19 protein-coding genes are annotated in these 17528 nt (G+C 68.2%); 9 read left to right on the forward strand and 10 right to left on the reverse strand.

The features are described 5' to 3' along the window. Window positions 1–129 precede the first annotated feature (129 nt). Window positions 130–1509, forward strand: a complete 1380-nt coding sequence (locus J2X21_RS03565) for a patatin-like phospholipase family protein (RefSeq protein WP_310324945.1) — start codon at window positions 130–132, stop codon at window positions 1507–1509. Here the strand turns inward: J2X21_RS03565 and J2X21_RS03570 are convergent, their stop codons facing one another. The 4 genes from J2X21_RS03570 to J2X21_RS03585 all read right to left on the reverse strand — a co-directional run bounded on the left by J2X21_RS03570 (window position 1510) and on the right by J2X21_RS03585 (window position 5555). Further along, window positions 1510–2490, reverse strand: coding sequence for an aldo/keto reductase (locus J2X21_RS03570; RefSeq protein WP_310324948.1), 981 nt, complete (start codon window positions 2488–2490; stop codon window positions 1510–1512). An 86-nt stretch (window positions 2491–2576) separates the two neighbouring features. Further along, window positions 2577–4253 (reverse strand): PhoH family protein, encoded by a 1677-nt coding sequence (locus J2X21_RS03575; RefSeq protein WP_310324950.1) that lies wholly within the window; start codon window positions 4251–4253, stop codon window positions 2577–2579. 176 nt (window positions 4254–4429) lie between these two features. After that, complete coding sequence (locus J2X21_RS03580; protein WP_310324952.1) at window positions 4430–4909, reverse strand: peroxiredoxin; 480 nt, start codon at window positions 4907–4909, stop codon at window positions 4430–4432. A 139-nt stretch (window positions 4910–5048) separates the two neighbouring features. After that, a complete protein-coding gene (locus tag J2X21_RS03585) occupies window positions 5049–5555 on the reverse strand; it encodes an Mth938-like domain-containing protein (protein ID WP_310324953.1) in 507 nt (168 codons plus the stop codon). Between J2X21_RS03585 and J2X21_RS03590 the strand changes: the two genes are divergently transcribed. The 8 genes from J2X21_RS03590 to J2X21_RS03625 all read left to right on the forward strand — a co-directional run bounded on the left by J2X21_RS03590 (window position 5545) and on the right by J2X21_RS03625 (window position 12341). Beyond that, entirely contained in the window at window positions 5545–6771 is a 1227-nt protein-coding gene (locus tag J2X21_RS03590; RefSeq protein WP_310324954.1) for a pyridoxal phosphate-dependent aminotransferase, read from the forward strand. The two genes, J2X21_RS03585 and J2X21_RS03590, sit on opposite strands and share 11 nt — an antisense overlap. Window positions 6772–6798: 27 nt before the next feature. After that, window positions 6799–8118, forward strand: coding sequence for a homoserine dehydrogenase (locus J2X21_RS03595; protein ID WP_310324956.1), 1320 nt, complete (start codon window positions 6799–6801; stop codon window positions 8116–8118). Window positions 8119–8251: 133 nt separating this feature from the next. Beyond that, window positions 8252–9643, forward strand: a complete 1392-nt coding sequence (thrC, locus tag J2X21_RS03600) for a threonine synthase (RefSeq protein WP_310324958.1) — start codon at window positions 8252–8254, stop codon at window positions 9641–9643. Beyond that, the gene (locus J2X21_RS03605) at window positions 9636–10847 is read left to right on the forward strand and encodes a molybdopterin molybdotransferase MoeA (RefSeq protein ID WP_310324961.1); all 1212 of its coding nucleotides are present in this window, start codon (window positions 9636–9638) and stop codon (window positions 10845–10847) included. The genes thrC and J2X21_RS03605 overlap by 8 nt, the downstream gene beginning before the upstream one ends. Beyond that, on the forward strand, window positions 10844–11101 hold the full coding sequence (locus tag J2X21_RS03610) for a MoaD/ThiS family protein (protein WP_310324962.1): 258 nt from the start codon (window positions 10844–10846) through the stop codon (window positions 11099–11101). Before J2X21_RS03605 ends, J2X21_RS03610 begins: the two co-directional genes overlap by 4 nt. Next, complete coding sequence (locus J2X21_RS03615; protein ID WP_310324964.1) at window positions 11098–11496, forward strand: hypothetical protein; 399 nt, start codon at window positions 11098–11100, stop codon at window positions 11494–11496. Before J2X21_RS03610 ends, J2X21_RS03615 begins: the two co-directional genes overlap by 4 nt. Before the next feature lie 17 nt (window positions 11497–11513). Continuing rightward, complete coding sequence (speD, locus tag J2X21_RS03620; protein WP_310324966.1) at window positions 11514–11882, forward strand: adenosylmethionine decarboxylase; 369 nt, start codon at window positions 11514–11516, stop codon at window positions 11880–11882. Window positions 11883–11885: 3 nt separating this feature from the next. Next, the gene (locus J2X21_RS03625) at window positions 11886–12341 is read left to right on the forward strand and encodes a hypothetical protein (RefSeq protein ID WP_310324970.1); all 456 of its coding nucleotides are present in this window, start codon (window positions 11886–11888) and stop codon (window positions 12339–12341) included. A 3-nt stretch (window positions 12342–12344) separates the two neighbouring features. Here the strand turns inward: J2X21_RS03625 and J2X21_RS03630 are convergent, their stop codons facing one another. From J2X21_RS03630 to J2X21_RS03655, 6 genes are all read right to left on the reverse strand, one after another. Continuing rightward, window positions 12345–13937 (reverse strand): flavin monoamine oxidase family protein, encoded by a 1593-nt coding sequence (locus J2X21_RS03630; RefSeq protein ID WP_310324972.1) that lies wholly within the window; start codon window positions 13935–13937, stop codon window positions 12345–12347. Window positions 13938–14131: 194 nt separating this feature from the next. Then, a complete protein-coding gene (locus tag J2X21_RS03635; protein ID WP_310324974.1) occupies window positions 14132–14341 on the reverse strand; it encodes a hypothetical protein in 210 nt (69 codons plus the stop codon). Window positions 14342–14401: 60 nt separating this feature from the next. Further along, window positions 14402–15964: a polyamine aminopropyltransferase gene (locus J2X21_RS03640; RefSeq protein ID WP_310324976.1), complete on the reverse strand. Its 1563-nt coding sequence runs from the start codon at window positions 15962–15964 to the stop codon at window positions 14402–14404. A gap of 7 nt (window positions 15965–15971) precedes the next feature. Then, window positions 15972–16925, reverse strand: a complete 954-nt coding sequence (locus J2X21_RS03645) for a TolB family protein (protein ID WP_310324978.1) — start codon at window positions 16923–16925, stop codon at window positions 15972–15974. Window positions 16926–16965: 40 nt separating this feature from the next. Next, on the reverse strand, window positions 16966–17310 hold the full coding sequence (locus tag J2X21_RS03650; RefSeq protein ID WP_310324981.1) for a YciI family protein: 345 nt from the start codon (window positions 17308–17310) through the stop codon (window positions 16966–16968). After that, the gene (locus J2X21_RS03655; RefSeq protein WP_310324983.1) at window positions 17303–17524 is read right to left on the reverse strand and encodes a DUF350 domain-containing protein; all 222 of its coding nucleotides are present in this window, start codon (window positions 17522–17524) and stop codon (window positions 17303–17305) included. The genes J2X21_RS03650 and J2X21_RS03655 overlap by 8 nt, the downstream gene beginning before the upstream one ends. Window positions 17525–17528 lie beyond the last annotated feature (4 nt).

Raw genomic sequence — 17528 nt, forward strand, 5'->3', positions numbered from 1 at the left:
CCCCCGCGGGGGGCAGCGAGCGGATGCGAGCGTGGGGGCATTTCATGCCCTGGATTGTCCAGTGGAGGGATGCCAGCAGCTGGCAGCATGGTCAGAATGCGCCGGCCGCCCACTCCTTCACCGAAACCGATGCGCGTCCTGCTGTTCTGCATCTGCCTGGCACTGACCGCCTGCGCCAGCGCGCCGATGAACCCGCCGCGCAACAAGCCGGCGGCCACGCAGACGCTGCAGCGCGAGCCCAAGCCGCTGGACGCTGACACCTATGTGGCGCTGAGCTTCTCGGGCGGCGGGCTGCGCGCGGCGGCGTTTTCCTACGGCGTGCTGGAGGGCTTGCGCGGGCAGGCGTCCGCGCCGGGGCGCAACCTGCTGGACGAGGTCAGCTTCATCACCAGCGTGTCGGGCGGTTCGTTGACTGCGGCCTACTTCGGGCTGCACGGCGCCGAGGGCCTGCGCGATTTCCGCGACAAGGTGCTGCTGCGCGACGGCGAGGCCGGGCTGCGCTTCAGCCTGCTGAACCCCAACAACCTGCGCCGGCTGTTCGCCGGCGGGTTGAACGACCGCAGCGATTTCAACGACTGGCTGGAGAACGACGTCTTCAAGGGCGCCACCTTCGCCGACATGTTCAAGCGCCCGCGGCCCGTCGTGTGGATCAGCGCCAGCAACGTGCAGTACCGGCTGGCCTTCCCCTTCCACGAGCGCGCCTTCGATGCGCTGTGCAGCGACCTGGCGAGCTACCCGGTGTCCGAGGCGGTGGCGGCGTCCATGGCCGTGCCGCTGTTCTTCGCGCCGGTGGTGCTGGAGCGCTTCCCCGGCCAGTGCGAGCTGAAGACGCCGCCGGGGCTGATCGGCCGGCGTGATGACCGCGACGACCAGCACCGGCTGCGGCTGGCGCTGGGAAGGCTGTTCCGCGACAACCTGGACCCCAAGGCGGGTCGCTTCCTGAAGCTGGTGGACGGCGGGCTGACCGACAACCTGGGCCTGGTGGCCATCCTGCAGAGCCGCGTGCTGCTGAACACGCCCTACGGGCCGCTGCCCGAGAACGACGCGGCGACGATGCGGCGCATGCTGTTCGTCGTCGTGGATGCCGGGCAGGGCCCCAGCGCCGACTGGGCGCGCGAGGTGGCCGGGCCGTCGGGCGTGGATATCGCATCGGGCGCCGTTGACACGGCCATCGAGAGCACGATGCGCATGAGCTACGCGAGCTTCCTGCCCATGGTGCGCAACTGGGAGCGCGATCTGGTGACGTGGCGCTGCAGCCTCAGCGACGAGCGCAAGGCGGCGCTGCGCGCGCTGATCCCGGACTGGCGCTGCGAGGACATCAAGTTCAGCGTCACGCAGATCAGCTTCGCCGACCTGTCCGAGGCGGAAGAGCAGGCGCTGAACGGCATCCCGACACGGCTCAAGCTGCCGCCGGAGCAGATCGACCGGCTGATCGCCGCCGGCCGTGAGGCGGCAGCGGCGGATGCGACGGTCAAGCGGTTCTCAGCGGCCGTGCAGCGAGGGGAGTGATCACCACAGGCCGTGGACTTGCGGCGCGATGCGCCGCTTGTAGAGATCGGCGAGCGCGTCCATCAGCGGCGCGGGCAGCGCGGCGAGGTCGGCGGCGCTGACGTTCTCGTCCACCTGGGCCGGCGTGCGGCCGCCGGGGATGGCGGTCGTGACGGCTTCATGCATGACGATCCAGCGCAGCGCCAGCCTGGCCATGCTCACGCCTTCGGGCAGCAGCTGGCGCAACTCCTCGACGGCGGCCAGCCCCTGTTCGTAGTCCACGCCCGAGAAGGTCTCGCCCTTGTCGAAGGCCTCGCCCTGGCGGTTGAAACCGCGGTGGTCGTCGGCGGCGAACTTGCTGTCGCGCGTGAACTTGCCGCTCAACATGCCGCTGGACAGCGGCAGCCGCGCCAGCACGCCGACCTGTGCCGCTTGCGCGGCGGGCAGGAACGCCTCGGCCGGCCGCTGGCGGAACAGGTTGAAGATGATCTGCACGGACTGCACGCCGGGGAACTTGAGCGCGGCCATCGCCTCGTCGATGCGCTCGACGCTGACGCCGTAGTGACGCAGCTTGCCGGCCTTCACCAGGTCGTCCAGCGCGCCGAAGACCTCGGGCATCGTGTAGACGGCCGTGGGCGGGCAGTGCAGCTGCAGCAGCTCGATCGCGTCGGTGTCCAGGTTCTGCAGACTGCGTTCGATGAAGGGGCGCAGGTCACGGTAGCCGTCGGCCACATGCGGGTTCAGGCGGCGGCCGGCCTTGGTGGCGACGTGGAAGGCGTCGCTGGGGCGCTCCCTGCGCAGCCGGGCCAGCAGACGCTCGCTGTGGCCGTCGCCATAGACGTCGGCCGTGTCGAAGAAGTTCACGCCGCGGTCCAGCGCGCGGTGCAGCGCGGCCATCGCGGCCGTGTCGTCGGTGTCGCCCCAGGTGCCGCCGATGGCCCAGGCGCCGAAACCGATTGCAGAGACGTTCCAGCCGGTGCGGCCGAGGGGGCGGTAGATCATGTGCGGTCCCAAAACAAAACCGCGCGCCGGCAGGGCGCGCGGTGATCAAATGGTAGCGCGAACAGCAAGCCCTTGCGGGCTGTGCGTCACAACACCTCGGATGCGAAATCCGCGAGCCGCGAGCGCTCGCCGCGCGCCAGCGTCACGTGGCCGCTGTGGGCCCAGCCCTTGAAGCGGTCCACCGCGAAGGTCAGGCCCGAGCTGCCTTCGGTCAGGTAGGGCGTGTCGATCTGTGCCAGGTTGCCCAGGCAGACGATCTTGGTGCCGGGACCGGCGCGGGTGATCAAGGTCTTCATCTGCTTGGGCGTCAGGTTCTGCGCCTCGTCGATGATGACGAACTTGTTCAGGAAGGTGCGCCCGCGCATGAAGTTCAGGCTCTTGATCTTGATCTTGCTGCGCACCAGATCGTTGGTGGCCGCTCGGCCCCACTCGCCGGCCGACGAGCCGCCCTTGGCCAGCACCTCCAGGTTGTCGTCCAGCGCGCCCATCCACGGGCCCATCTTTTCTTCCTCGGTACCGGGCAGGAAGCCGATGTCCTCGCCCACCGGCACGGTCACGCGGGTGACGATGATCTCGCTGTAGCGGCGCTCATCGAACACCTGCGCCAGCGCGGCGGCCAGCGTCATCAGCGTCTTGCCGGTACCGGCCGTGCCGGTCAGCGTGATGAAGTCGCACTCCGGGTCCATCAGCAGGTTCAGCGCGAAGTTCTGCTCGCGGTTGCGCGCGGCCACACCCCAGACCGAATGCTTCTGGTGGCCGTAGTCCTTCAGCGTCTTCAGCACGGCGGTCTTGCCGGTGATCTCGGTGACCTTGGCGTACAGCGGTGTGGCGCCCGGCGCTTCCAGGTAGACCAGCTCGTTGATCAGCAGCGTGGGCACCAGCGGACCGCTGATGCGGTAGAACGTGGTGCCGCCCTGCTGCCAGCTCTCCATGGTCTTGCCATGGCGCTCCCAGAAGTCGGCCGGCAGCGCCTGCACGCCGGTGTAGAGCAGGTCCGAGTCTTCCAGCGTCTTGTCGTTGCGGTAGTCCTCGGCGGGCAGGCCCAGGGCGCGGGCCTTGATGCGCATGTTGATGTCCTTGGACACCAGCACGACTTCCCGGCCCGGGTGGCGGCCCTTCAGCGCCTGGACGACACCCAGGATCTGGTTGTCCGCCTTGCCCTGCGGCAGGCCCTGGGGGAGCGGCGTGTCGATCAGTTCGGTCTGGAAGAACAGCTTGCCTTCGGCCTCGCGGTGGCCGGTGGCCGCCAACGGCAGGCCCTTGGCCATCTCGGCGATGCTGCTGCTCTGCAAGCTGGCGGCCAACTGATCCAGCTCGCGGCTGACCTGACGCACATTGCGGGCGACCTCGGTCATGCCCTTCTTGTGCCCGTCCAGTTCCTCGAGCGTGATCATGGGCAGGAAGACGTCGTGCTCCTCGAAGCGGAACAGCGACATCGGGTCGTGCATCAGCACATTGGTGTCGAGCACGAACAGCTTGGGATCGCCGGCCGGTTTGCGCGTGCGTTTGGGCGCAGCGGCGGGTTTGGCCGGCGTCTTGCTGGCGGCCTTGACGGGCAGGCCCGGTTTGGCGCCGGCAGGGCTGGAGGCGGGGGTGGGAAGCCGCAGCACTTCGGCTGTGGGCGGCGCGGCCGGCGTCGCCGGAGTCAGCGCGGGCGCGACGCTTGGGGGTGTCGCGCGAGGTTTGCTGGGGGTCAGATTGGCCGAGTAAGCAGTGGCATCGAGGCGGCTGGCGCGTTGTGCAGGAGGCTTAGGCAGTGGCATGTACGGCGGGTCGACGACAAGTGAACCCCACGCGAACCAAGCTCCAGAAAGCAAAAAGCCGCACAGGATGAGTGCGGCTTTTTGATCTGAGACATGGATTCGACCCGGGGCATGAGCTGATTATGCACATCCCGCGGGTGTCCGCGATGTCAGCAAACAACGCGTTGTGATGTCGCTTACGCGGCTTCCTTCTTCAGGCCCTTCACGGCCTTCAGGACTTCGTCCACATGGCCGGCGACCTTGATGCCGCGCCATTCGCCCACCAGGATGCCCGTGGGGCTGATCAGGAAGGTCGAGCGCTCGATGCCCTTGACCTTCTTGCCGTACATGATCTTGTTCTTGACCACGCCGAACATGTGGCAGAGCTTTTCTTCGGTGTCGGCGATCAGCTCGAACGGCAGTTCCAGCGCCTGCTTGAACTTGTCATGCGAGGCCATGTTGTCGCGCGAGACGCCGAACACCACGGCGCCGGCCTTCACGAAGTCCTTGTGGCGGTCGCGGAATTGCATCGCCTCGGTGGTACAACCCGGTGTGTTGTCCTTCGGGTAGAAGTACAGCACGACCGACTTGCCCAGGAAGGCGTTGCCGGTGAACTTCACGCCGCCGGTGGCTTGAGCCTCAATTTCCGGCAGGGGTTTGTTGAGCGCAGGCGTCATTGGGGGGTGCGGCAAGTTGTGCTCGCGGGGTCCCCGGTTCGTGATTGCTGTGAAACCATTCACAAAAACAATCTACGCGGGCGCCCGCAAGCAATAGCCCGTCATTATAAGGCCTCGCCCAGCCGGCTCGGCCCGAAGGTCATCCCTCGATCAGCAGCGCCGCGAGCACGTTGCGGCCTTCGCTGGCCAGCACGTTGTAAGTGCGGCAGGCGGCGGCGATGTCCATCACCTCGAAACCGATGCGCGCTTCGACCAGCCCGCGCCACAACGCCGGGTTCGGAAAGCGCAGCCGGGCGCCGCTGCCGAAGACCACCAGCTCCGGTTTCAGTGCCTTGATTGCTTCGAAATGCGCGGGTTGAAGTTCCTCGAAGCGCGAAGGCGCCCACGCATGGACCTCGCCCTTCCACGGCACCAGCACGCTGGCCGTGTGCGGCTGGCCATTGACCCAGACGCCCTGGGTGTCATGGCGGGAAATGCTGTTGCCGCCTTGCGGCTCGTCGAGCTGGAACTTCATCTGAAACAGAGGCGCAGAAAGCCGGGCGCGAGTGTCGCCCAGAACGGCATGCCGCATGCCTGGCCCCTTAAACTTCAAGGTCCTTCTTTTGCACTGCAGCAGACGCTGCGCCGGAGCCCCTTTGAAGCCCATTGCCAAGTCCAGCAAGCTCGCCAGCGTCAGCTATGACATCCGCGGCCCCGTGCTCGACAAGGCCCGGCAGATGGAGGAAGAGGGCCAGAAGATCATCAAGCTGAACATCGGCAACACGGCCGTGTTCGGCCTGACGCCGCCGGACGAGATCGTGCAGGACATGATCCGCAACCTGGGCGACGCCGGTGGCTACACCGACAGCAAGGGCCTGTTCGCGCCGCGCAAGGCGGTGGTGCACTACACGCAGCAGAAGGGCATCAAGGGTGTCACGGTGGACGACGTCTACCTGGGCAACGGTGCGTCCGAGCTGATCCAGATGTCCATCAACGCGCTGGTCAACGATGGCGACGAGATCCTGATCCCCGCGCCCGACTTTCCGCTGTACACGGCCGTCGTGGGCCTGTCCGGCGGCCGTCCGGTGCACTACCGCTGCGACGAAGGTGCCGGCTGGCTGCCCGACCTGGCCGACATCGAGGCCAAGATCACGCCGCGCACGCGCGGCATCATGGTCTGCAACCCGAACAACCCGACCGGCGCGCTGTACCCCAACGACCTGCTGCTGGGCATCATCGAGCTGGCCCGCAAGCACCAGCTGGTCATCTTCGTGGACGAGATCTACGACAAGACGCTGTACGACGGCGTCACGCACACCAGCATGGCGTCCCTTGCGGACGACGTGCTGTTCATCACCTTCAACGGCCTGTCCAAGAACTACCGCAGCTGCGGCTACCGTGCCGGCTGGATGATCGTCAGCGGCGAGAAGCGCCATGCTCGCGACTACATCGAGGGCCTGAACATGCTGGCCTCGCTGCGGCTGTGCTCCAACACGCCGGGTCAGTTGGCCATCCAGACCGCGCTGGGCGGGCACCAGAGCATCGACGACCTGGTCGCGCCCACCGGCCGGCTGTGCCGCCAGCGCGACCTGGCCTATGAGCTGTTGACGCAGATCCCGGGCGTCAGCGTCGTCAAGCCGAAGGCGGCGCTCTACATGTTCCCGCGCCTGGACCCCAAGATGTACCCCATCGCGGACGACCAGCAGTTCGCCTACGAGCTGCTGGCCGAGGAGAAAGTGCTCATCGTCCAGGGCACCGGCTTCAACTGGCCCGAGCACGACCATTTCCGCCTTGTCTTCCTGCCCAATGTGGACGACCTGCGTGAGGCCATCGGCCGCATCGAACATTTCTTGGCGGGCTATCGTCGCCGCCACTCCTCCTGATTTCCCTGTTGTCCTGAGAGCCCTGCAATGAAAGCGATCCAAGTTGGCCTGATCGGCCTCGGCACCGTCGGTGCCGGCACCTTCAACGTCTTGCAGCGCAACCAGGCCGAGATTCGCGGCCGCGCCGGCCGGGGCATCGAGATTGCGATGGTGGCCGCCCGCAACGCCGAGCGTGCCAAGGCTTACCAGGCCATCGTCGGCGACGGCGTGCCCTGCACGGGCGACGCGCAGCAGCTGGTCAACAACCCCGCCATCGACATCGTCGTGGAACTGATCGGCGGCATCGAGCCCGCTCGCACGCTGGTGCTGCAGGCGATTGCCAACGGCAAGCACGTCGTCACGGCCAACAAGGCGCTGCTGGCGCTGCATGGCAGCGAGATCTTCGCGGCCGCGCGCGAGAAGGGCGTCACCGTGGCCTTCGAGGCGGCCGTGGCCGGCGGCATCCCCATCATCAAGGCGCTGCGCGAAGGCCTGACGGCGAATCGCATCGAGTGGATCGCCGGCATCATCAACGGCACGACCAACTTCATCCTGTCGGAGATGCGCGGCAAGGGCCTGGACTTCGCCACCGTGCTGAAGGAGGCCCAGCGCCTGGGCTATGCCGAGAGCGACCCCACCTTCGACATCGAAGGCGTGGACGCCGCCCACAAGCTGACCATCATGAGCGCCATCGCGTTCGGCGTGCCGGTGCAGTTCGACAAGGCGCACGTGGAAGGCATCTCCGCGCTGCAGGCGGCCGACATCAAGTACGCCGAACAACTGGGCTACCGCATCAAGCTGCTGGGCATCACGCGCCGTCGCGAGAATGGTTTCGAGCTGCGCGTGCACCCCACGCTGATCCCGTCCACCCGCCTGATCGCCAACGTCGAAGGCGCGATGAACGCCGTCGTCGTGCAGGCCGATGCCGTCGGCACGACGCTGTACTACGGCAAGGGCGCCGGCGCCGAGCCGACCGCCTCGGCCGTCGTCGCCGACCTGGTGGACGTGACCCGCCTGGCCACGGCCGACCCCGACCACCGCGTGCCCCACCTGGCCTTCCAGCCCGACGCGATGAGCGACACGCCGGTGCTGCCCATGGCCGACGTGCACACGGCCTTCTACCTGCGCCTGGTGGTGGCAGACCAGGCCGGCGTGCTGTCGCGCATCACGACCATCCTGGCCGAGCATGACATCTCCATCGACGCCGTGCTGCAGCGTGAGTCCGCCGAGGGCGAGCGCCAGACCGACCTGATCATCCTGACGCACGACACCGCCGAAGGCCGCATGAACGAGGCGCTGGCCAAGATGCAGGGCCTGCCGACCGTCCTCGCGCCCATCGTCCGCATCCGCAAGGAAGAACTGGCGTAATGGCCCACCCCGTCCCGGCTGACGCCGGCCCCCTCAAGGGGGCGCAGCCAGTGGCCCGGCAAAGCCGGTTCCACGGCAGCCGCTTGATCAACTCGTTTGGTGCCAAGAGCTGTTTGCTCGCGGCGAATGCATCATGAAGTACATCTCAACACGCGGTGACCAGACCGAGCGCGGCTTCTCCGACATCCTGCTGGAAGGCTTGGCGCCGGACGGCGGCCTCTACCTGCCCAAGACCTACCCCAAGGTCGACGCCGCCACGCTGGCTCGCTGGCGCGGCCTGACCTATGCGGACCTCGCGTTCGAGATCCTGTCGCTGTTCATCGACGACATCCCGGCCGAGGACCTGCGCGCCATCACGCGCCGCGTCTACACCGCCGAAGTTTTTGGCACCGAGGCCATCACGCCCATCACCTGGCTGGGCGAGGGCATCGCGCTGCAAGGTCTGTCCAACGGCCCCACGCTGGCCTTCAAGGACATGGCCATGCAGCTGCTGGGCGCGCTGTTCGAGTACGAACTGGGCCGCCGCGGCGAGACGCTGAACATCCTGGGCGCCACGTCGGGCGACACCGGCAGCGCCGCCGAGTACGCGATGCGCGGCAAGAAGGGTGTCAACGTCTTCATGCTGAGCCCCAACGGCCGCATGAGCCCGTTCCAGCAGGCGCAGATGTTCAGCCTGCAGGACGCCAACATCCACAACATCGCCATCGACGGCGTGTTCGACGACGCGCAGGACATCGTCAAGGCCGTGTCCAACGACCTGGCCTTCAAGCGCGAGCACCGCATCGGCACGGTGAACTCCATCAACTGGGCGCGACTGCTGGCGCAGGTCGTCTACTACTTCGCCGGCTACTTTCAGGCGACGAAGACGAACGCCGAGAAGGTCAGCTTCACGGTGCCGTCGGGCAATTTCGGCAACGTCTGCGCGGGCCATGTGGCGCGCCAGATGGGCCTGCCCATCGCCAAGCTGGTCGTCGCGACGAACGAGAACGACGTGCTGGACGAGTTCTTCCGCACCGGCAACTACCGCCCGCGCGGCACGGCCGACACGCACGAGACGTCGAGCCCGTCCATGGACATCTCCAAGGCCAGCAACTTCGAGCGCTTCGTGTTTGACCTGCTGGGCCGCGATGGCGCGCGCGTGAAGGCGCACTTCACGGCACCGACCTTCGAGCTGTCCGCCGGTGAGCATGCCGACATCGCTGGCTTCGGCTTCACGTCCGGCCGCAGCACGCATGCCGACCGCGTGGCCACCATCCGCCGCTGCCATGCCGAGCACGGCATCGTCATCGACCCGCACACGGCCGACGGGCTGAAGGTCGCGCTGGAGAAGCACGAGCCCGGCACCACCATGCTGGTGCTGGAGACCGCGCTGCCGGCAAAGTTCGCCGCCACCATCCAGGAAGCGCTGGGCCAGGAGCCGCCGCGGCCCGCGGGCCTGGAAGGCATCGAGGACCTGCCCAAGCGGGTCATGGTGATGCCGGTGGATGTGGACCAGGTGAAGGCCTACATCCGCGCCCATGTCTGACGGCGGAAAAAAGCCCGGCCTGATCCCGCTGGACGACGCGCTGGCGTCGCTGCTGGCGCAGGTCACGCCGCTGGCTGGGGCCGAAACGCTGGTCACCTCCGAGGCGCGCGGCCGCGTGCTGGCCGTCGACCTGGTGTCGCCGGTGGACGTGCCGCCGGCCGACAACTCGGCGATGGACGGCTACGCCCTGCGCGCCGCCGACCTGGCCGCGCTGCTGCCCGTCACGCAGCGCATTCCCGCTGGCACGGTGCCCACGCCACTGCCCGCGGGTGAGGCGGCCCGCATCTTCACCGGCGCCCAGGTCCCGCCTGGCGCGGACACCGTCGTCATGCAGGAGTTCACCGAGCTGGTGGACGGCCAGGTGCGCGTGACCCAGCCCGTCACCCCCGGCGCCAATGTGCGCCTGCGTGGCGAGGATGTGCGCGCCGGTTCTATCGTGCTTCCAGCCGGCACGCGGCTGGACGCCGTCGCGCTGGGCCTGGCGGCCACCGCCGGCGCGGCGCAGCTGAGCGTCACGCGCCGCCTTCGCGTGGCCGTGTTCTCGACCGGCGACGAACTGGTCATGCCTGGCGAGCCGCTGCCACCCGGCGCCATCTACAACTCCAACCGCTTCACGCTGCGCGCGCTGCTGCAAGGCCTGGGCTGCGAGGTGGTGGACCTGGGCATCGTGCCCGACAACCTGGATGCGACGCGCGCCGCGCTGCGTGAGGCCGCTTCGCGCGCCGACGTCATCCTGACCTCCGGCGGCGTGTCGGTCGGCGAGGAAGACCATCTGCGCCCCGCCGTGCAGGCCGAGGGCCAGCTGGACCTGTGGGCCATCGCCATCAAGCCCGGCAAGCCGTTCGCGTATGGCCGCGTGGGCGAGGCGCATTTCATCGGCCTGCCGGGCAACCCGGTGTCCAGCCTGGTGACCTTCCTGGTGCTGGTGCGGCCCTTCCTGCTGAAGCTGCAGGGCGCGACGCGCGTCGCGCCGCGGGGCTACCGCATTGCCGCCGGCTTCGACTGGCCCAAGCCCGACAAGCGCCGCGAGTTCCTGCGCGTGCGGCTGGACGACGAAGGCGGCCTGGCGCTGTTCTCCAACCAGAGCAGCGGCGTGCTGACCTCGGCCTTCTGGGCCGACGGCCTGCTGGACAACCCGCCGGGCCAGGCCTTCAGCGCCGGTGACCCGGTGCGCTTCATTCCGTTCAGCGAGTTGCTCGCATGACGATCTCGGTGCGCCTGAAGTTCTTCGCGTCGCTGCGCGAGAAGCTGGGCGAGGGCGAGGCGCTGGCTCTGCCCGCCGGCTCTACCGTCGGTGCGGCGCGTGAGGCGCTGCGCGCGCGGGGCGGTGTGCATGCCGAAGCACTGGCGCCGGGCCGCGCGGTGCGCTCGGCGTTGAACCAGAAGATGTGCGCCGAATCGGCCGCGCTGGCGGACGGCGACGAGCTGGCGTTCTTTCCGCCGGTGACCGGCGGATGAAGCTGAGTCCACTGCACGGTGCGATGGCGCAGTTGGCCGTGTTGCCAACTGCGGTTCTCGCTCTTTCCGTCAAGCATGGCGAAAGGGTCTACGTGCAGGTGAACCCGTCTCAAGGCCTTGCTTTGTCGGAGAAGCGGATCATTGAGGGGCTCGTCGACCGAGCACGGCGTGCCTGCAATGACTTGAAGAGAGCTTGGGTCATCGCCGAAGCAGAAGGTCCGTTTTCGTTGAAGCCGAACCCGGAAACGTTGACCGTCAAGGCCTTGCTTGTGGCCTATGGCCTAGACGCGGAGCGCATCAAGGGTGGGAACCAGCGCGTCGCGGTAGGCAGCATGAAGTCGACAGCCGAGACCACGCTGGTCAGGGTTGAGTTGACCTGTGATGCGAATGCCTGAGGAAGGGGAGTAGCGCGATGGATGGCCTGCACTTGACGGCGGATCTCCGCGGTGTCGATCCGATGCTGTCCTTGATGCGTGATGCCGGCACGCTGGCGGCAATGTGTCGCGACGCTGTCGTCGCATCCGGCCTCAGCGGCGTCGCCGAACTCTTCCACCACTTCGGCGCTGCCGACGAGCAGAGCGGCATCACCGGCGTCGTGTTGCTGGCCGAATCTCACCTGGCCATCCACACCTGGCCCGAACTGGGTGGCGTGACGCTTGACGTCTATGTCTGCAACTACGGCGCGGACAACAGTGCCAAGGCGGAGGCGCTGATGGCAGCGATGGTGCGTGCCTTCAATGCCGAGGTGGTGAGCCACCAAAGGGTCATTCGCGGACGCTGAGACGTGACCCGCCTCCCTCCCGTAGAGCCCGGCGACACCGCCGCGGACGAACTAGAGCAGGCGGTGGCCGAGGCGCGTGCGCATCGCAGCCGCGTCGATGCCGTGGAGGGGCAGCTCCACGTGCCGAACCACATTCCCAGCAGCGAGCGCTTCGCGCATGTCTTCTTTTCGCTGCTGCTGCTGATGTACGCATCGCATGGGCTCATCCACGATGACCTCTACATTCCCGGCAAGTGGGCGCCTGGTGTGCACCTGCATGGCGTGCCGATGTGGGTGATGTGCGGCGCGATGATCAGCGCCGTTGCGAGCATGTTGTCCGTGGTCGTCGACCACTACGACACGCGCGCCAACGAGATTAGCTACCGGCGTGTTGCGATCGGCACGCAACTGCTGGGCTGGCTTCTCTTCTTCGGCGCGTTTGCTTTGGATGGCTGGGTCTATCAGCTCGCGACGCGGTAGCAGTCACTGCGCTTTGCGGTCGATGTTGAGCCTCGTCGCGGCTTCTATGCCCGCCGTGTAAGCCTCCTCGAACACCGAATATCCCGCGAGGTCGCTGTGCACGAAGACGACGCGTCCTGTTGATTCGTTCAGCGCGGCCAGCGCTGCCGAGCTGCGCAGGCCGGGTGTCGGGATACTCATTGCATGGCCGAAGCGGCACAGGTCCATGCGTTCGACCTTGGCGGACAGGTCGGGATGCGTCTGGGCGAGCTCATCGGTGACGACCTTGGCCCAGTGCTGCCAGGGCTGGCTCAACAGCGCGGCGCGCTGCGCGGCGGGCAGCGCGAAGTAGGCGGTCAGCAGCGGCGGTTGTGGCGTCGGGTCCAGCGACTGGTGGCGGGCGTCCACATAGCCCAGCGCCGTGGTGCCATAGCGCACGCTGTCCCAGGCGGCCGGCGCGCCCACGCGGTGCAGCAGCGGTTCGCGCAGCAGCACGTTGGCGGTCAGCCACGGGGCGTAGCTCAGCCTCAGCGCGCGCAGCGCGTCGGGTGGTGTCGCCAGCAACCGTGCGGCGATGAACAGCGGCGTGGCCATGACCACCGCGCGGGCCGACCAGCGCTCGGGTGCGTTGGCGGCCTCGTTCCACGCGAGCGCCTCGATGCCCTCGCGCCCCTCGGTCACGCGCAGCACGCTGCGGCCGACGTGGAGGCGGTCGCGCAGCGGTTGGGCGATGCGTTCGCTGAGCCAGCCATTGCCCTGCGGCCATGTCAGCACGGGCTCGCGCTCGGCCGTGTCGTCGCCCGGCGCGTGGAAGCCGTGGCGGCTGGCGAAGTAGTGCAGGCCGGCCCAGGCGGACACGCCGTCGGCATTGGCGCCGAAATCGTCGCGGCAGCAGTAGTCCAGGTACCAGCGCAGCCGTTCGTCGTTCAGGCCTGCGCGGTCCAGCCACGCGGCGAAGGTCTGCGCGTCCAGCGCGGCGTGGCCGGGCGTCCAGTGTGCGCGGCGCGTGGGCATCGCAAAGCCCAGCTCGCGCTGGGCCTGCGCCACCAGCGCCGCGAAGCGTCGGTACTGCTCGCGCGTGGCCGGCGCGTCGTCGGCGGGCGGCAGCAGGCCTTCGTGCCAGGCGCCGTCGAAGAACAGGCGCTCCTGCGGGCTGTGGCACAGGTGGCGCTCGTCCCAGACGGTGCGGCCCAGGTGTTGCCGCGCGACGCCCAGGTCGTGCAGCAGCTCGGCCACTTCGCGCGCGTGCTCGCCCGGCACCGGCAGGTAGTGGGCGCCCAGAGGGCAGGGCAGGCCGTTCAGCGTGTGACTTCGGCTGTTGCCGCCGGCCTGGTCTTCCAGGTCCAGCAGCGCGAAGTCGTCGACACCGCGCTGCCTCAGCGCCCGTGCGCAGGCCAGGCCCCCGATGCCGGCGCCGACGATGAGCACGCCGGTCTTCTTGATCGGGCCATCCGCCTTCGGCAGCTCGCCGCGCAACCGATGGCCGCGCTCGGGATGGGTGCCGACCCAGCCGCCTTGCAGCGGCGGCTTTTCCGGCGTGCAGCCGGCGGACAGCGCACCCAGCAGCAGGGCGCGGCGCGACAGGCGGGGCGAGGGAAGGGAGAGGGGCGGACGCAAGGGCGCGAGCCTAGCAGCGAAATCGGCAGCGTCCGGTGCGTGCATGCGCGGGCCGTGCGCCGGGCCGCTCCCAAGCCGGCCCGCATGAGGCGATGTGCATGCGGCTCGACGCCGCATGCATCGCCGTCCCCGCGGGGGACCGACCAGGCGCGCCCGCGTTCAGCGGTGCGAGCCTGGGCGAGGGGCTTGTCTGTTCAGCCGCAGGGCGCGCGCCACTCGCGCAGTTCGGCGGCCAGGACGGGATGCTTGCCGGTCTCGGCGCGTTCGATCAGCGCGGTGACATTGGCTTCGGTGACCAGCTCGTGGCCCACGCCTTGCAGCAAGGCCTGGTAGACGCTGTCGAGATCGGACGCGTCGGTGTCGGCCGGCGTGGTGGGAACGGTCTTGGCGAGGGTGGATTGCATCGGAGGCTCCTGGCATCGGCACGATGTACCGCGATCCCGGTTCCCGGCAATCGGCGTTCCTCAGTGCACCGCGCCCCACTCCTCCTCGAAGGTCTGCACCAGCACCTGGTTGGACAGCCGGTTCACGTCGGTGGGCACGCGGGCCATGTCGGGCGGAAAGGCCAGCAGCGTGGGCAGCGTCTGCGGCGTCACGAAGCGCAGGCCGGCGGGGAACTCCGTCGGCATGCGGAACGGCCGGCGCGACGCGAGGATGAAGCCCCATTCGCCGAACGACGGCACGTGCGCGTGATACGGCGTGGCGGTCAGGCCGACGGATTCGATGGTGGTCACCACGGTCCAGTAGCTGCGCCGCGCGATCAATGGCGACGTGGTCTGCACCACCGCGTAGCCGCCCGCGCTCAGGTGCTGGTCCACAAACTCGTAGAAGCTGGCCGTGTAGAGCTTGCCCAACGCGAAGTTGGACGGGTCGGGGAAGTCGATGACGATGACGTCGAAGGTCTCCGTCTGCTGCTCCAGCCAGCCAAAGGCGTCGGTGTTGATGATGCGCAGCTTGGGCGAAGACAGCGCATGGCCGTTCAGCGCGGCGAGCTTGGGCGAATCGCGGAAAAGCGTGGTCATCAGCGGGTCCAGCTCCACCAGCGTGACCTGCTCGACGCCGGGGTGGCGCAGCACCTCGCGCACGGCCATGCCGTCGCCGCCACCCAGCACCAGCACGCGCTTCGGCGCGCCATGCGCAGCCATGGCCGGCTGCACCAGTGCCTCGTGGTACCGGTACTCGTCCTTGGAGTGGAACTGCAGGTTGCCGTTCAGGAACAGCCGCGTGCCGGCGCGGCCCTCGGTGACGACGATGCGCTGGTAAGCGCTGCTCTGCTTGAAGACGATGTCCTCGCCATAGAAGCGGTCCTCGGCCCAGGTGGTCAGCCGGTCGGCGCCCAGCAGTGCGGCCATCAGCAGCCCGGTGGACAGCGCGCAGGCAGCGACCATGGAGGACCGGGCCCGCACCTCGGCGCGAAACAGCCACAGCGCCCAGATCGCGACCGCCACGTTGATCAGCCCGAACACGACGCCCGTGCGCACCAGGCCCAGGTGCGGCACCAGCACCAGCGGGAAGGCCAGCGCGACCAGCAGCGCGCCGAGGTAGTCGAAGGTCAGCACCTGCGAGACCAGGTCCTTGAGCCCGTAGCGCGCGCTGAAGTGGCGCTTCAGGATGCGCATGACCAGCGGAATCTCCAGCCCCACCAGCGTGCCCACCAGCAGCACCAGTCCGTACAGCAGCACGCGGAACGGCGTGTCCGCGCCGGGCGGCAGCAGGCTGTGCACGGCGAACAGCGCGGCCGGCATCAGCCCGCCGATGACTCCCACCAGCAGTTCCACCTGCAGGAACACGCCCACCAGTTGCCGCTCGACGAAGCGCGACAGCCAGGAGCCCAGCCCCATCGCGAACAGGTAGACGCCGATGACGGTGGAGAACTGCAGCACCGAGTCGCCCAGCAGGTAGCTGGCCAGCGCACCGGCGGCCAGCTCATAGACCAGGCCGCAGGCCGCGATGAAGAAGACGCTGACGAGCAGCAGCGCTTCGGCGGCCGAGACCCGGGAGGGAGAAGCGGTGGTGGCGTCCGTCATGCAGCTTTCAAGGCTTGGGCGGGTTCAGCGTCACCGAGAACGCCAGCTTTGTGCCGTCCGCGCTCGCCGCGATGTTGCGTACCGCGCCGCCCAGCTCGGGCAGATCGGCCAGGGGCTGGAAGCCGCTGCCGGCTTTGCCGTCCCAGCGTAGGAACAGGTGGCCGCGTGCCATGATGAAAGAACCGTCGGGCAGGCTGACGAAGTACTGCGGGCGGTTGGCCGGCTTGTCGCCTTCGGGCAGCGGCGGGGTTTCGATCAACACCTGCGGCTTGGCGTCGCCGGGGCCCTGGGCGGCAATGATCCAGCGGTTGGCGTCGGTCTGGTCGACGAAGAGCGCGCGCTTGCCGTCCGCCGTGCGGCCCAGCGACCGGCCAGGCTTGGTGGTCAGCAGCGTCTGCTGGCCGGTCGTGCGGGAGATGAGCACGGCCTTGTGGTCGTTGCGCTGCGGCACGTCGTCGACGACGAAGGCCGCGATCAGGTCCGGGTTGATCCATGCGTGGTAGCCGATGCGCTTGGTGGGCACGACCGGCGCGACGGGCTTGCCGTCCCAGCCGAAGCGCCACAGCGACGGCTCGTTCATCTCGATGCCGTAGGCCGGGTCGGCGGTGATGACGCGGATGGCCGAGAAGCCGCTGCCGTCGGCCAGCGGCGTGGGCGAGTAGAGCTTTTCGGTGGTGTCGGTGACGGCGGCGGTCTTGCCGCTGAGCAGGTCGTGGCGGTAGATGTTGTTGGTATCGCCGCGGGTCGCCGCGTAAACCACCGCGTTGCCGTCCGGCGTGAAGGCCGGCTGGAAGTGGCTGCCCTTGCCCGGCGTGATGTTGCGGGCCTCGGTGATCGTGCCGGCCTTGACGTCGAGCCTGGCGACGAAGACGGCCACGTCAGGCGGCGCGTCGGCCGCAAACACGGGGAGGGCGACGGTCAGGAGCAGGGCCTGGGTGAGGCCGCGGAAGGAGAAGCTCATGGCTTGCCTTTGCAGTCGTTCAGCGGACCGCGAGTGTCGGCTAGAACGAAGTGGGTAAGGGCAGCGCCTTGCTCCAGTAGAAGATGTCCCAGCCGGCGCGCAGGCCGCCGGTGGTGAACGGGTCGGTGGCGATCAGCGCCTCGACGGCGGCCTTGTCTGGCGCACGCACCACCCACAGCGCGCCCACCGGCGTGGCTTCGGGCGACTCGCGCAGCGAGCCGGCCACGCGCAGCGCGTCGCCCTGTGCCGCCACCCATTGCAGGTGCGCCTGCAGCAACTGCTGGCGCAGGTCGCCCGCGCCGGGCCTGTCGTGGAAGCGGATCGCGAACAGCGTCCAGTCTTCGTGGGCGTTGCCGGTCAGCGTGGCGAAGTCCAGTTCAGCCATGGATCGCCGCAGCGACGATGTTGCCGATGGAGATGCACATGGCCCCGACCACGATGGCCAGTGCCAGGTTCTTGTGCTCGACCAGTTCCTCCCACAGCTTGTAGGGGGTGATCTTGTCCACGATGATGAAGCACACCCAGAAGATGACGACGCCGATGACGGCATACATCGTCGTGCCGAGGATGACTTCGGGCTTGAGCCAGTCGAGGGTCATGGTG

This window comes from Roseateles asaccharophilus, from assembly GCF_031458115.1.
GTDB lineage: Bacteria > Pseudomonadota > Gammaproteobacteria > Burkholderiales > Burkholderiaceae_C > Pelomonas > Pelomonas asaccharophilus_A.

Coding starts and splice junctions, on each gene's coding strand:
- J2X21_RS03565 (WP_310324945.1), top strand. CDS start 130: ATGCGCGTCCTGCTGTTCTGCATCTGCCTGGCACTGACCGCCTGCGCC.
- J2X21_RS03570 (WP_310324948.1), bottom strand. CDS start 2,490: ATGATCTACCGCCCCCTCGGCCGCACCGGCTGGAACGTCTCTGCAATC.
- J2X21_RS03575 (WP_310324950.1), bottom strand. CDS start 4,253: ATGCCACTGCCTAAGCCTCCTGCACAACGCGCCAGCCGCCTCGATGCC.
- J2X21_RS03580 (WP_310324952.1), bottom strand. CDS start 4,909: ATGACGCCTGCGCTCAACAAACCCCTGCCGGAAATTGAGGCTCAAGCC.
- J2X21_RS03585 (WP_310324953.1), bottom strand. CDS start 5,555: ATGGGCTTCAAAGGGGCTCCGGCGCAGCGTCTGCTGCAGTGCAAAAGA.
- J2X21_RS03595 (WP_310324956.1), top strand. CDS start 6,799: ATGAAAGCGATCCAAGTTGGCCTGATCGGCCTCGGCACCGTCGGTGCC.
- thrC (WP_310324958.1), top strand. CDS start 8,252: ATGAAGTACATCTCAACACGCGGTGACCAGACCGAGCGCGGCTTCTCC.
- J2X21_RS03605 (WP_310324961.1), top strand. CDS start 9,636: ATGTCTGACGGCGGAAAAAAGCCCGGCCTGATCCCGCTGGACGACGCG.
- J2X21_RS03610 (WP_310324962.1), top strand. CDS start 10,844: ATGACGATCTCGGTGCGCCTGAAGTTCTTCGCGTCGCTGCGCGAGAAG.
- J2X21_RS03615 (WP_310324964.1), top strand. CDS start 11,098: ATGAAGCTGAGTCCACTGCACGGTGCGATGGCGCAGTTGGCCGTGTTG.
- speD (WP_310324966.1), top strand. CDS start 11,514: ATGGATGGCCTGCACTTGACGGCGGATCTCCGCGGTGTCGATCCGATG.
- J2X21_RS03635 (WP_310324974.1), bottom strand. CDS start 14,341: ATGCAATCCACCCTCGCCAAGACCGTTCCCACCACGCCGGCCGACACC.
- J2X21_RS03640 (WP_310324976.1), bottom strand. CDS start 15,964: ATGACGGACGCCACCACCGCTTCTCCCTCCCGGGTCTCGGCCGCCGAA.
- J2X21_RS03645 (WP_310324978.1), bottom strand. CDS start 16,925: ATGAGCTTCTCCTTCCGCGGCCTCACCCAGGCCCTGCTCCTGACCGTC.
- J2X21_RS03650 (WP_310324981.1), bottom strand. CDS start 17,310: ATGGCTGAACTGGACTTCGCCACGCTGACCGGCAACGCCCACGAAGAC.
- J2X21_RS03655 (WP_310324983.1), bottom strand. CDS start 17,524: ATGACCCTCGACTGGCTCAAGCCCGAAGTCATCCTCGGCACGACGATG.